Below are 13411 nucleotides of genomic sequence, written 5' to 3' on the forward strand. Positions count from 1 at the left end.
GATTTAGGGATCGAACATGCATTCGAAGAACCGTCAGCTGCTTATCCCGGCTCTCATGGCCGCGCTCGCTCTCGCCGGTTGCGGCGGCGGTGGACCGCAGATGCCGCAGCAGGGCCCGCCCCCCGTCACCGTCTCGGCGCCGCTGGTGCAGGACGTGGTCGACTGGGACGAGTTCGTCGGCCGCTTCGAGGCGATCCAGACGGTCGAGGTGCGCCCGCGCGCCTCGGGCTATCTGCAGGGCGTGTGGTTCAAGGACGGCCAGTTCGTCCACAAGGGCCAGCTGCTCTTCACCATCGATGCGCGCCCGGCCCAGGCCGCCGTCGCCCAGGCAGTGGCGCAGGTCGCCCAGGCCAAGGCGACGCTCGCCAATGCGCAGACCGAATATGCCCGTTCCGAGGCGCTGGTCGCCCAGCGCGCCGCCAGCCAGGAAGAGCTGGAGCAGCGCCGCGCCGCGCTGCGTTCGGGCGCCGCGCAGGTCGCTGCCGCGGAAGCGGCGCTCCGCGCGCGCCAGCTCGACCTCGGCTTCACGCGCGTCGTCGCCCCGCTGAGCGGCCGCATCTCGGAACGCAAGGTCGATGTGGGCAATTCCGTCACCGCCGACCAGACGGTGCTCACCACGATCGTCTCGGTCGATCCGCTGCACTTCGTCTTCCAAGGCTCGGAAGCGCTGCTGCTGAAATATCAGCGCCAGGGCACCGGTGCGCAGAACGGCACGCCGATCAAGGTGAAGCTGTCGGACGAGAGCGACTATACCCATACGGGCACGCTCGACTTCGTCGACAACGCGCTCGATGCCGGCGCCGGCACGATCCGCGCCCGCGGGATCATCGCCAATCCGGGCGGCTTCCTGAAGCCCGGCATGTTCGGCTCGGCCCGGCTCGAGGCGTCGAAGCCCTATCCGGCGCTGCTGGTGCCGGACACGGCGGTGATGGCCGATGCGGCGCGCCAGATCGTGTTCGTCGTCGACAAGAGCAACACGGTGACGGCGCGCCCGGTGCAGACCGGCCCGCTGCGCGGCAATCTGCGCGTGATCCGCTCGGGCCTGACCAAGGACGACCGCGTGGTGATCGACGGAGCCCAGCGCGCCCGCCCGGGCGTGAAGGTCACGCCGCAGCCGGGCAAGATCACGGAAGCGCCGGCGGCTGCCGCCGCGCCGCCGTCCGATCAGCCGGCCGGCACCGCGCTGCCCGCCGGCAACCGCTGAGGATAGGGCCATGAGCGAATCCCAGGCTCCCCAGCCAGACGCGCCCGTGCACAGCGGCTTCTCCAGCTTCTTCATCGAGCGGCCGATCTTCGCGGCGGTGATCTCGGTGTTCATCACCCTGATCGGCGCCTTCTGCTATCCGCTGCTGGCGCTGTCGCAATATCCGGAGATCGCGCCGCCCACGATCGCGGTGAGCGCCTTCTATGCCGGCGCCTCGCCGGAGACGATCGCCGAGACGGTGTCGACGCCGCTCGAGCAGGAGATCAACGGCGTCGAGGGCATGCTCTACATGAGCTCGTCCTCCACCCAGGGCCAGGCGACCGTCACCGTCACCTTCAAGCCGGGCACCGATCTCAATGCCGCGCAGGTGCTGGTGCAGAACCGCGTCAACCTGGCCGTGCCGCGCCTGCCCGAACAGGTGCGCCAGATCGGCGTGACGGTGAACAAGCAGGAATCCGGCTTCCTGATGATCGTGGCGCTCACGTCGCCCGACAACAGCCTCGACGTCGACTATATGGGCAATTACGCCAACACGGTGATCCGCGACCGGCTGCTGCGCCTCGAGGGCGTGGGCACGGTGCAGGTCTTCGGCGGCGGCAATTATTCGATGCGCGTCTGGATCGATCCGGACAAGGCGGCGGCGCGCAACCTGACCTCGGGCGAGATCGTCGCGGCGCTGCAGGCGCAGAACGTTCAGACCGCGGGCGGCGCGCTCGGCTCGGCGCCGACGGGCAAGGACAATCCGTCGTTCGAAGTGCCGGTGGACGTGCGCGGCCGCCTGGCCAGTGTCGAGCAATTCTCCAATATCACGGTGAAGTCCGATCCGACGGGCGCCGCGCTCACCAAGCTGGGGCGACGTCGCGCGGATCGAGCTGGGCAGCCAGGATTATTCGATCCGCGGCTCGTTCGGCGGCCGGCGCGGCATCGCGCTCGCCATCGTCCAGCAGCCGGGCGCCAATTCGCTCAACGCGGCGGACCTGGTGCTCAAGGAGATGGAGACGCTCAAGAAGGACTTCCCGCAGGGCCTTCAGTACACCATCCCCTACAACCCGACCGAATATGTCTCGGCGTCGGTGGAGGCGGTGCAGCACACGCTGCTCGAAGCGGTGGTCCTCGTCGTCGTGGTCGTGGTGATCTTCCTCCAGACCTGGCGCGCGGCGGTGATCCCGATCGTCGCCATCCCGATCGCGCTGGTCGGCACCTTCGCGGTGCAGCTCGCGCTCGGCTATTCGATCAACTCGCTGTCGCTGTTCGCGCTGGTGCTCGCCGTGGGCATCGTGGTCGACGACGCGATCGTCGTGGTCGAGGCGGTGGAGAAGCACATCCGCGAGGGCAAGTCGCCGCGCGAGGCCGCGCACCTGACGATGAAGGAAGTGTCCGGCGCGCTGGTCGCGATCGGCCTGGTGCTGGTCTCGGTGTTCATTCCGACGGCGATGGTCGGCGGCATCCCCGGCATCTTCTACCGCCAGTTCGCGGTGACGATCGCCGCGGCCTCGGCGATCTCGCTGCTCGTCTCGCTCACCCTGTCGCCGGCGCTCGCCGCGCTGCTGCTCAAGCCGCACCAGCATATCGACGCCGATAGCGGCCCGCGCTGGATGCGGCCGATCAAGGTGGGTGCGGAGAAGTTCAACCAGGGCTTCGACTGGCTGTCGGACCGCTATGGCCGCGTCACCGGCCGGCTGATCCGCATGGGCCTGATCATGATGCTCATCTATGCGGGGTTGCTCGCGCTCACCGGCTGGCGCCTGACCGCCACGCCGACGGGCTTCATCCCCGAGCAGGACCAGGGCTTCCTGATCGGCGTCGTCCAGCTGCCGCCGGGCTCGTCGCTCGAGCGCACCAGCGAAGTCGTCGACAAGGCCTATGCCATCGCCGCCAAGACCGACGGCGTGATCGACGGCGCGGCCTTTGCCGGCCTGGACGGCGCGAGCTTCAGCCAGGCGTCGAATGCGGGCGTGTTCTTCATCAAGCTGAAGGACTGGTCCCAGCGCGGCAAGCAGCAGAGCGCGGAGGCGCTGGCCGGCCAGCTGACCGGCGCGATCGCCGGGCAGATCAGCGGCGCCAACATCTTCATGATCTCGCCGCCCGCGGTGCAGGGCCTCGGCAACGGCTCGGGCTTCGTGATGATGATCGAGGATCGTGCGGCCAATGGCGGCTGGCGCGGGCTCGAGGGTGCCACCGGCGCGATGATGGGCGCGGCGATGCAGGAGCAGAAGGTCACGCAGGTCTTCTCGCTGTTCAACACCGCCAATCCGCGCATCCGCGCCGATGTCGACCGCGACAAGGCGCAGATCCTCGGCGTGCAGCCGCAACAGGTGTTCGACGCGATCGGCACCTATATCGGCTCGACCTATGTCAACGACTTCAACCTGCTCGGCCGCACGTTCCGCGTGACCGCACAGGCCGAGCCGGCCTCGCGCGACGATATCAGCGACATCGGCCGCCTGCAGGTGCGCTCGTCGAGCGGGCAGATGGTGCCGCTCTCGGCGGTGGCGAGCTTCCATCGCGACTCCGGCTCGTCGCGCGTGGTGCGCTACAACCTGCTGCCCGCCGTGGAGCTGCAGGGTGCCGCCGCGCCGGGCGTCTCCTCGGGCGATGCGCTCGCGGCGATGGAGGCGATGGCGAGCAAGGTGCTGCCCCAGGGCTATGGTTATGAATGGACCGGCCTCGCCTATCAGCAAAAGGCGGCGGGCAGCTCGTCGGCGCTGATCTTCGTGCTCGCCGTGGTGTTCGTCTTCCTCGTGCTGGCGGCCCAGTATGAGGCGCTGACGCTGCCGCTCGCGGTGATCCTGATCGTGCCGATGTGCATTCTGGCGGCGCTGCTCGGCGTGAACCTGCGGGCGATGGACAACAACATCCTCACCCAGGTCGGCTTGGTGGTGCTGATCGCGCTTGCGGCGAAGAACGCGATCCTGATCGTCGAGTTCGCCAAGCAGGGCGAGGAAGAGGGCATGAACCGGTTCGATGCCGCGGTCCATGCCGCCCGCTCGCGCCTCCGCCCGATCCTGATGACGTCGTTCGCGTTCATCTTCGGCGTGATCCCGCTGGCGATCGCCAGCGGCCCGGGCCAGGAGATGCGCCAGTCGCTCGGCACCGCCGTGGCGTTCGGCATGGTCGGCGTCACCATTTTCGGCCTGATCTTCACGCCGATCTTCTACGTGCTGCTGCGCAAGCTGGGCGGCGGGAAGGTGGCGCATCACGGGCCCACGCCGCCGGCACCCGAAACGCCTGCCGCCGCGACGGGAGAAGCGCAATGAAGCGGACCCTTGCCCTGATCGCCGCCGGCCTGACGCTGTCGGGCTGCGTGGTCGGCCCCAACTATGTCTCGCCGGCGCCCAAGGCGCCCGCCCAGGGCGATCTGAGCCAGGCGAGCGCGCCGGGCTTCGTCGCTGACGAGCCGCCGGCGGACTGGTGGAAGCTGTTCGACACGCCGGTGATCGACCGGCTGGTCGGCGAGGCGCTGGCGGCCAATACCGACCTGCGCGTCGCCGCGGCGAACCTGCGCCAGGCGCGGGCGAGCCTGCGCGAGACGCGGGCCCAGCGGCTGCCGACCACCAGCGTCACCTCCAAGGCGACGCACGCCCGCGTCCCGGGCGCGTCGCTGGGCATTCCCGGCTCCTCGTTCGAAGGCGATACCTATGACGTCGGGCTCGACCTGAGCTATCAGGTCGATCTGTTCGGCAAGATCACTCGCGCGATCCAGGCCGGCCGTGCCGACCTGCAGGCGAGCGAGGCCGCCTACGACCTGGCTCGCGTCACGGTGGTGGCCGAGACGATCCGCGCCTATTCGGATGCCTGCGCCGCCGGCGAGCAGCTCAAGGTCGCTTCGCAGACGCTCAAGCTCCAGGAAGACACGTTCGACCTGACGCGCCGGCTCGAGGCGGGCGGGCGCGGCACCGGGCTGGAGACCAGCCAGGGCGCTGCCCTGCTGGAGCAGACCCGCTCCCAGGTCCCGGTCTATGCGGCGCAGCGCAAGGCCGCGCTGTTCCGTCTCGCGGTGCTGACCGGCAAGCCGCCGGCCGAAGCGCCCGCCGACGTGGCGAGCTGCGAGACCGTGCCGGTGGTGAAGCAGGCCATCCCGGTCGGCAACGGTGCGACTCTGCTGGCGCGCCGCGCCGATGTCCGCGCCGCCGAGCGCCGGCTCGCCGCCGCCTCGGCGCGGATCGGCGTCGCGACGGCGGACCTCTATCCGAACATTTCGATCGGCGGTTCGATCGGCTCGACCGCGCTGGCGCCCAAGGACATGTTCAACAGCTCGAGCTTCCGCTTCAGCGTCGGACCGCTGCTTTCGTTCAGTTTCCCGAACATGAGCGTCGCACGGGCCCGCATCGCCCAGGCCGAGGCGGGAGCGGATGCCGCGCTCGCCACGTTCGACGGCACCTGGCTGACGGCGCTGCGGGATACCGAGACCGCGCTGGCCACCTATGTGGCCCAGGGCCAGCGCGTCGAGGCGCTGCGGCGCGGCCGCGACCAGAACGCGGAGGCGGCCCGCATCGCGCGGTTGCGCTACCGTGCCGGCGCGGAGCCGTTCCAGACCGTCCTGGATGCCGAGCGTTCGCTCGCCACCAACGAACTGAGCCTGGCCCAGGCCGAATCGGACTTCTCCGACGCGACGGTTACCCTCTTCCTCGCGCTTGGCGGAGGTTGGCAGCAGTCTCCCCAGGGCTGAACTGCCGACCCCCGCCCCCGCGACCCCGCGTACCTTTCGGTGCGCGGGGGCGCGGCTGTTTCCCGCCGCGCCGGAACGCGCGGGAACACCGCCTCTCTACCCGAAAGCGTCGCTCGGCACAGCCTGCTAGGTTGGGGACTCTTATTCCTTCAACCGTCATCCCCGCGCAGGCGGGGATCCAGGGCCAAGGGCAACGGGCACGAGGCTCGCCTTGCCGTTTCCGGCAAGCACCCGCGTGAGTGCTTCGATCATCCCGGATACCCTGGATCCCCGCCTGCGCTATTGCCCGACCAATAATGCAATGTGGCCTGACCATTCTATTGACAGCTGCGCGCGTATCGGCCTTATTGGCCTGACACCGGTGGCCAGCACGACTGGCGACAAGGCAAGCCGGGGCACAGAGGGGGAGGGAGAGTCATGCGACGGACTGCTCTATTTGCTGGCACGGCGATCTGCGCCGTCCTGGTGGCGACGCCTGCGTTCGCCCAGAACACCAAAACCAACACCGATACCCAGGCCAGCGCGCCGCAGGCCGAGGAGCCGGCGCCGCAGGCCGCGGACCAGATCGTGGTCACCGGTTTCCGCCGGGCCTATGCCGATGCGCTCAACATCAAGCGCGAATCCGACCAGATCACCGATTCGATCTCGTCCGACGGGCTTGGCCGCTTCCCGGACCTGAACGTCGGCGAGGCGATCCAGCGCATCCCGGGCGTGCAGATCAACCGCGAGGCGGATTCGCGCAACGCCACGATCTCGCTGCGCGGCCTGCCGGGTTCGTTCGCGCGCACCACGCTGAACGGCGGCGGCTTCGCCGATCCGATCCTGGGGAGCGCGACCAACACGTCGTCCACCCCGCTCGGTGCGTTCAACTCGGACATCTTCTCGTCGATCACGGTGATCAAGTCGCCCTCGGCGGCGAACCTGGCCGGCGGGCTTTCGGGCAATGTCGACCTGAAGATCGCGCCGGCGCTCGGCCGCAAGCAGGGCGGCTGGGTCAAGGCTTCGTACGAGTATAACGATCTCGGCGACCTGGGCAGCCCGGCGCTCGCGGCCGGCTACAACGCGCACCTCGCCGACAATTTCGCGGTGTTCGGCGTGGTCTCGTGGAAGGACGAGAAGTTCCGCCGCGATTCGATGTCGGTGAACAGCTGGGCGAACAAGCTCGGTTCGATCCAGGTCGGCAACCAGGCGGTGCCGGCCTCCAATCCCACCTATCAGGCGCTGATGGCGCAATATCCGGGCGGGGTCTATTATCCCACCCAGGTCCGCCAGTTCGTCCGCCTGAACAAGGGGCATCTGCTCACCGGCGCCGGCGGTTATGAATGGCAGGCGACCGACACGCTCAAGTTCGGCGCGACCGGCTTCTATACCGAGCGCAACCTCGACCAGGGCACCAACCACCTGCTCTATATCGATACGTCCGCGGGCAATAACGGCACCGGCGCGCTGTCGGCCACTTCGGCGGTGGCGCATTTCACCAGCCTGGGCACGCCCTATGTCGTCCAGACGCCGACGGGGCCGCGTGCCTATATCAACCAGTTCACCGCCGAGAATCTGCAGACCTACGATTCGATCCGCTCCGAGCCGGCCAAGCAGAAGACCTGGGCGATCAACCCGACGATCGAGTTCAAGGACGCGGATTGGCGGGTGACGGCGCAGGGCACGATCTCGCGCGCCCAGGTGCTCGCCAACCAGATCGAGCTGGACATCATCCAGAACCCCTATCGCAACCTGGGCACGGCGGGGCTGAACGGGATCACCGCCTCGGTCTATACCGGCGGCACCAGCTTGCAGAACGCGGTGTTCGTCCTCAACACGCCCAATGCCTCGCACATTCCGACGGGCGGCTATCCGCTCGCCTCGCCGGCGAACCAGGCGACCCAGGCCGGCGCGCAGATGCCCGGCGTGGCCGCGGCGACGCTGGGCGATCGCTTCGGCGTCACCGGCACCAACGGCCAGTCATGGAACACGCTCGACGCGGTGCAGCTCGATATCGAGCGCAGCTTCGCGGGCAGCTTCCTTTCCGGCTTCCAGGTCGGCCTGCGCTACGAGCATAACGAATATACGTCGATCGGCTCGCGCAACACTTCGATCGGCGCGGTCACCGCCAATGTCACGCCGGCGATGTCGCTGGCGAACCCCTATGTGAACGACTTCTTCGGCGGCACCGCGGGCGGCTATACCGGCAACTGGCGCAGCATGGACGTGAACCAGGTGCTCGGCGCGATCACGCCGGTGGTGCTGACGACGCGCCCCTCGCAATATGCCAACGGCCTGCCGCCCCAGTTCGCCATGGGCCAGCAATATGGCGTGTTCCTCACCCCCTATGGGCTGGTGAACAATTATTGGGACCCCAATTACTGGAACAACAACTTCACCAACACCAAGAAGGTGATGTCGGCCTATGCCATGGCGAAGTTCGACGGCGACCTGTTCGGCATCCACGTCCGCGGCAATGCCGGCGCGCGCTACGAGGCGACCACGCAGAAGATCGACGCGCTGGACTGCCGCAACTGCCTGGCGGGCCTGTCGCTGCTGCCGCTGCCGGTGAACCACAGCATGAGCACGCGGACCTACAAGCAGAATTATGACTATTGGCTGCCCTCGGCGATGTTCGCGGCGGACCTGGCCAAGAACCTCGTGTTCCGTGGCGCCTATTACCAGACCTATGTCCGCCCGCAGCCGCGCGACAACGTGCCCACGACCACGATGCAGATCCCCGATCCGGCGGTGGTCGGCACGCCGACCTACAATGTCATCATCGGGGCGACGAACCTCAGCCCCTATACGTCGGACAGCTACGACCTGTCGCTCGAATGGTACAACCGCCCCGGCGGCGCCTTCGCGATCGCGGTCTATCAGAAGGACATCCAGGGCTATGTCGGCCCGATCACCGATCGCCGCGTGCTGTGCCCCGCCAACGGCATCTACAACGGCATCGATTTCGGGCTGGGCGCGCTGCAGGACGACGGCACCAACTGCAACATCGTGGGCAACCCGGCCGGCGCGCGCGTGACGGCGAGCGGCGTGACCAACCAGAAGCCGATGCGGGTGCGCGGCGTCGAGGTCTCGGTGCAGCAGAACCTCGATTTCCTGCCGGGCTTCCTGAAATATCTCGGTGGCGCGGCGAACTACACCTATACCGACATCGACGGGAAGGACGCCCAGGGCAATCCGATCACGCTGCCCAGCGTCGCCAAGCACAACATCAACCTGATCGGCTATTACGAGACCAAGCTGTTCGGCGTGCGCGTGGTGTTCAACCATCGCGGCAAATACGACCTGGCGGCGGGCAACAGCTTCGTCGGCGATGCCCGCACCGTGAAGGCGCGCAGCCAGCTCGACGCCTCGGCCTCGCTCAACATCATGAAGAACTTCTCGATCTCGGTCGATGCGTTCAACCTGACCAACGCGACCCGCTCGGAATATGAGAATGATCCGATGCTGCCCCGCCGCATCGACTATGACGGCCGGACCTATACGCTGACGATCCGGAGCAACTTCTAGCGCTCGTGCGGAGCGGCTATTCTCCCGCCGCTCCGCACCCTTTTCGAAGAGGCCGCCCGATGAAACTGCTTCTCTCCAGCGCGGCCGCCCTGCTGGCGTTCGGCGGACTTCCCGCCTGCGCCCAGGACCATGCGATCCTCGGCGCCGGTTTCGCCGGTACGGTCAGGCCGGACGATCCGATCGCCCGCCAGATACGCGGCCGGGCGAGCGCGGCGCTGGAGCGTCCGCCGGGCGCGATCCCGCAGCTCCACACCGAGGGGACGCTGCCGGGCAAGGGCATCCGCGAGATCAGCCTCAAGGCCAAGCAGGACCAGGGGATCGTTCTCGCCCTGGCGCTCGCCTGGCGGCTGACCGGCGAGCGGCGCTATCTCGACCAGGCGGCGCGCTATCTGGCGAATTGGGCGGACGTCTATCGGATGTCGTTCAACCCGATCGACGAGACCGGCTTCGACACGCTGCTGCTCGCCACCGACCTGACCGAGGCGGACCTGCCCCCCGCGCTGCGCGGCAAGCTGGATGGCTTCTGGCGGAAGATGGCGGCGGGCTATCTCGATGCAATGGATGCCGGGCCGAAGAACGCCCATACCAACTGGCAGAGCCACCGCATCAAGCTGGCGACCATGGCCGCGTTCCAGACGGGCGACGCCGTGCTGATCGCCCGGGCGCGGGCGGCGTTCCGCAAGCAGGTCGGCACGAACATCCAGGCCGACGGATCGGTGTTCGACTTCCACGAGCGCGACGCGCTGCACTATGTCACCTATGACCTGGATCCGCTGCTGATGGCGGCGCTCGCCGCCCGCGCGCATGGCGAGGACTGGTATGGCTGGAAGAGCCCCTCGGGTTCGAGTCTGGCCGGCGCGCTTGCCTGGCTGGAGCCCTATGCCATGGGCGAGAAGACGCATATCGAGTTCGTCCGTTCGCGGATCCAGTTCGACCGCGATCGGGCCGCGGCCGGGCAGAAGGAATATGCGCCGCATCCCTGGGATCCGGGCAATGCAGTGAACACCTATGCGCTCGCCCGGCTGCTGGCCCCCGGCTATCGCGACTTCGCGGCGAAGCTCGCCGAGCGCACCGGGCGCCAGCCGGCCGACTGGATCGTGTTGCTCGGCCGCTGATCGATTCCGCGCTGGACAGGAATCGCGGCGGCTGGCTATCCGCCGGCAAATGCCAGTCATCGCCACCGTCATGAATTCCGCCACGGGCCAGCCGATCCAGAAAATGCGCTTCGGCCGCATGCCCAAGCCCTGGGCCTCGTTCACCCTGGAAAGCGGCGAGCTGGTCGCGATCGATCGCGTCGATATCGGCAAGCCGGCGCCGGGCAGGGTGGTGGTGCCGGTCTCCGTCTGGGTCACCCCGAAGAAATAGGCGGGCGCCGCGCCGCCCAGGCGAAGCCCGCGACATAGAGATAGGCGAGGGCGGGCACCGCAAAGGCCCAGCCCAGCCCGGCCGTGTCGGCGATGCCGCCCGCGATCAGGGGCAGCGCGGCGCCGGGGCCGACCGCGAGGACGAGCAGCCCCGACGTCGCCGCTACAGGGGTATCGGAGCGCTCGAGCGTGAGTGCGAAGATGGTCGGGAACATGATCGAATTGCACAGCCCGACCGTGAGCAGGCACCACGCGCCGACCGGCCCCGGCAGCACCAGCGAGGCGAGGCAGAGCGCGGCGGCGGCAAGTCCCGCCAGCAGCAGCAGGCGCGGGGCCGGCACGAAGCGCAGCAGCCAGCTGCCGGCGAAGCGCCCGGCCAGCGCGCCGCCCCAATAGAGATTGGCGACCCAGGCGCCCGCCGCGTCGAGCGGCAGGCCGAGGGTCTGGGCCTGGGAGAGATAGAGGATCAGCGTGCTGCCGATCGTCACTTCGGCGCCGACATACAGGGCGATGCCGAGCGCGCCGCGCAACGCCCAGCGCGAGCGCAGCGCGGCGAACGCGCCGCCGGTGGCGGGCGGCGCCGGCATCGCGGCGGCGGCGATCGCGCGGCGCGCGGCAAGGGCCAGCGCGGCGAGGCCGGCGACCAGCAGCGCCATCACCAGATAGGCTTGCATCATCGCCGCGATGCCTGCGGCACGCTCGGCCGCCGAACGGATCGGCCCGGGCGAATGGAACACCGCGCCCGCCAGCACGAAGCGCGCGCCGAAATGCACGCCGCAGACCACGCCGAGCGCGTTGAACGAATGGGCGAGAGTGAGCCGATAATGGCTGCGCTCGGGCGGGCCCAGCGCGGCGGCGAGCGGATTGGCGGCGACCTGGAGGATGGTCACGCCGCTCGCCAGCACGAAGATCGCGGCGAGCACGACCGCAAAGTCGGGCAGCCGGCCCATGGCCTGCATCACCAGGCATCCGCCCGCCATCACGGCGAGCCCGGCCAATATCGTCCGCATCGCGCCGAACCGGGCGAGCATCGCCGCGGCGGGGAGCGACAGCAGGAAGAAGGCGACGAACGAAGCGATCTGGGTGAGCAGCGCTTCGGTATAGCCCAGCCCGAACACCCGCCGCGCCGCCGCGATCAGCGGATCGTTGTTCGCGCAGACGAATCCCCAGCCGAAGAACAGGGCGGTCACGCTCGCAAAGGCGAAGCGCGCCGGGGGGGCGGGCTCGCTCAACGCGGCTTTCGCCAGCGGAAGGTCGCGGCGCCATGGGGAGCGAGGCGATAGGCGAAGCGGCTGCCTTCCGCCGCCACGGCCACCTCCTGCGCCGTCGCCGCGGCGTTGAACGCGATCAGCACCCGGCTGCCGTCGGGATTGGCATAGGCGACCGTCTCGATCCCGCCGGGCGTGCTGGTCGCGTCGATCCGCCAGGCGCCGGGGCGGACGAAGCGGGAGGCCTGGCCCAGCGCATAATATTCGGGATTGCGGGTGATCGCGCCCGTCTTGCCGTCGATCGTCACCACGCCGCGGCAATCGCCGCAGCCGCCCAGATGGGGCCCGTGATTCTCGTCGAGCGCGAGATTCCACATCAGCACGCCGCGCGCCCAGTTGCGCGGGGCGCCCATCACCAGCGTGCGCAGCGTCCAGCTCCAGCTGTCTGCCCAGGGGCCCGACCAGTCGCCGCCCGAGCATTCGGTGAAGAACACGTCCTTGTCCGGAAAGGCATCGCGCACCTTGGTCTGCGCCGAAACGTCGCCGCCATAGCAATGCCAGGCCACGCCCGCGACATGGCGGCTGGCGGCGGGATCGGCGAGGACGCCGAGCGGATGCTCGGGCTTGTCCCAATTATGGTCCCAGTCGAGGATCTTCGTCTTCAGCTCCATCCGCGCGAATTCGGGGCCGACATGGTCGCCGATGATCCGGGCGCGCTGCGCGGCGGAAAGGCGCATGCCGGGATAGTTTTCCGGCTCGAAATCGGGCTCGTTCTGGATGCTCAGATAGTCGATCGGGCCGATCTCGGCGGCAAAGGCCTGGACGGTCCTGCCGAGATAGCGGGCGAAGGGGCCATAGGCCTCCGCGCGCAGCGTGCCCTTCACCAGCGAGTCGCTCGATTTCATCCAGCCCGGTGCGCTCCAGGGCGAGATCATCACCGTGAGCCCGGGATTGATCGCGCGGGCGGCGCGGGCGGTGGGGAGCACGTCTTCCCGGGCGGGCGCGATCGAGAAATGCGCGAGCGCCGGGTCGGCCTCGCCCCTGGCCCTATCGTCATAGCTGTAATGGGTGCGCGAGAAGTCCGACGCGCCGATGGTGAGGCGGGTGAAGGCGAAGCCCAGGCCCTCGCTGCCGAACAACTCGCGGAGCAGCGCGCCGCGCTGCCGGGGATCGAGCCGGTGCTGGATCAGCCAGGCCGAGGCATCGGTGATCGCCGCGCCGAAGCCGACCATCTTCTGGTAGCGCTTGCCCGGATCGACCGTGATCGCGGCACCGGCACCGGCACCGGCACCGGCACCGGTACCGCGCCGGAGCGGGAGCGAAGGCTGCTTCGCCAGCAGCGCCGACTTGTCGGGCAGGGTAAGCCAGACCTGCACCTGGGGCGGGGGAGCCGGCGCGGCGGCGGTGGCGGCCAGCAGGGCGAGGGCGGGCAGGATGCGCATCATGTCTCTCCTCATCG

General features: G+C 68.7%; 7 protein-coding genes and 1 pseudogene. 6 read left to right on the forward strand and 2 right to left on the reverse strand.

Translation table 11 applies throughout. The features are described 5' to 3' along the window. The first annotated feature begins 55 nt into the window (after positions 1-55). The 6 genes and pseudogenes from CAP40_RS05570 to CAP40_RS05595 all read left to right on the forward strand — a co-directional run bounded on the left by CAP40_RS05570 (position 56) and on the right by CAP40_RS05595 (position 10745). The gene (locus CAP40_RS05570) at positions 56-1204 is read left to right on the forward strand and encodes an efflux RND transporter periplasmic adaptor subunit (RefSeq protein WP_256924026.1); all 1149 of its coding nucleotides are present in this window, start codon (positions 56-58) and stop codon (positions 1202-1204) included. 10 nt (positions 1205-1214) lie between these two features. Next, positions 1215-4461: pseudogene (locus CAP40_RS05575) on the forward strand (efflux RND transporter permease subunit). Continuing rightward, positions 4458-5873, forward strand: coding sequence for an efflux transporter outer membrane subunit (locus CAP40_RS05580; RefSeq protein ID WP_086128300.1), 1416 nt, complete (start codon positions 4458-4460; stop codon positions 5871-5873). Before CAP40_RS05575 ends, CAP40_RS05580 begins: the two are co-directional and overlap by 4 nt. Positions 5874-6290: 417 nt before the next feature. Next, positions 6291-9380, forward strand: a complete 3090-nt coding sequence (locus tag CAP40_RS05585) for a TonB-dependent receptor (protein WP_086128301.1) — start codon at positions 6291-6293, stop codon at positions 9378-9380. Positions 9381-9439: 59 nt separating this feature from the next. After that, complete coding sequence (locus tag CAP40_RS05590; RefSeq protein WP_086128302.1) at positions 9440-10495, forward strand: alginate lyase family protein; 1056 nt, start codon at positions 9440-9442, stop codon at positions 10493-10495. A 49-nt stretch (positions 10496-10544) separates the two neighbouring features. Beyond that, complete coding sequence (locus CAP40_RS05595; protein ID WP_086128303.1) at positions 10545-10745, forward strand: hypothetical protein; 201 nt, start codon at positions 10545-10547, stop codon at positions 10743-10745. Here CAP40_RS05595 and CAP40_RS05600 read toward each other — a convergent pair. Together CAP40_RS05600 and CAP40_RS05605 are read right to left on the reverse strand one after the other, a co-directional pair. Continuing rightward, positions 10729-11976 carry an MFS transporter gene (locus tag CAP40_RS05600; RefSeq protein ID WP_086128304.1) on the reverse strand — a complete coding sequence of 416 codons (1248 nt, stop codon included), beginning with the start codon at positions 11974-11976 and terminating at the stop codon, positions 10729-10731. The genes CAP40_RS05595 and CAP40_RS05600 overlap by 17 nt on opposite strands. Then, positions 11973-13394, reverse strand: a complete 1422-nt coding sequence (locus tag CAP40_RS05605) for a glycoside hydrolase family 30 beta sandwich domain-containing protein (RefSeq protein ID WP_218822108.1) — start codon at positions 13392-13394, stop codon at positions 11973-11975. The genes CAP40_RS05600 and CAP40_RS05605 overlap by 4 nt, the downstream gene beginning before the upstream one ends. Positions 13395-13411 lie beyond the last annotated feature (17 nt).

The sequence above is a fragment of the Sphingomonas sp. IBVSS2 genome, assembly GCF_002127225.1.
Classification (GTDB): Bacteria; Pseudomonadota; Alphaproteobacteria; order Sphingomonadales; family Sphingomonadaceae; genus Sphingomonas.

What these genes read in the sequence shown, in the direction of transcription:
- CAP40_RS05570 (WP_256924026.1), top strand. Translation starts at nt 56, where the DNA reads ATGGCCGCGCTCGCTCTCGCCGGTTGCGGCGGCGGTGGACCGCAGATG.
- CAP40_RS05580 (WP_086128300.1), top strand. Translation starts at nt 4,458, where the DNA reads ATGAAGCGGACCCTTGCCCTGATCGCCGCCGGCCTGACGCTGTCGGGC.
- CAP40_RS05585 (WP_086128301.1), top strand. Translation starts at nt 6,291, where the DNA reads ATGCGACGGACTGCTCTATTTGCTGGCACGGCGATCTGCGCCGTCCTG.
- CAP40_RS05590 (WP_086128302.1), top strand. Translation starts at nt 9,440, where the DNA reads ATGAAACTGCTTCTCTCCAGCGCGGCCGCCCTGCTGGCGTTCGGCGGA.
- CAP40_RS05595 (WP_086128303.1), top strand. Translation starts at nt 10,545, where the DNA reads ATGCCAGTCATCGCCACCGTCATGAATTCCGCCACGGGCCAGCCGATC.
- CAP40_RS05605 (WP_218822108.1), bottom strand. Translation starts at nt 13,394, where the DNA reads ATGCGCATCCTGCCCGCCCTCGCCCTGCTGGCCGCCACCGCCGCCGCG.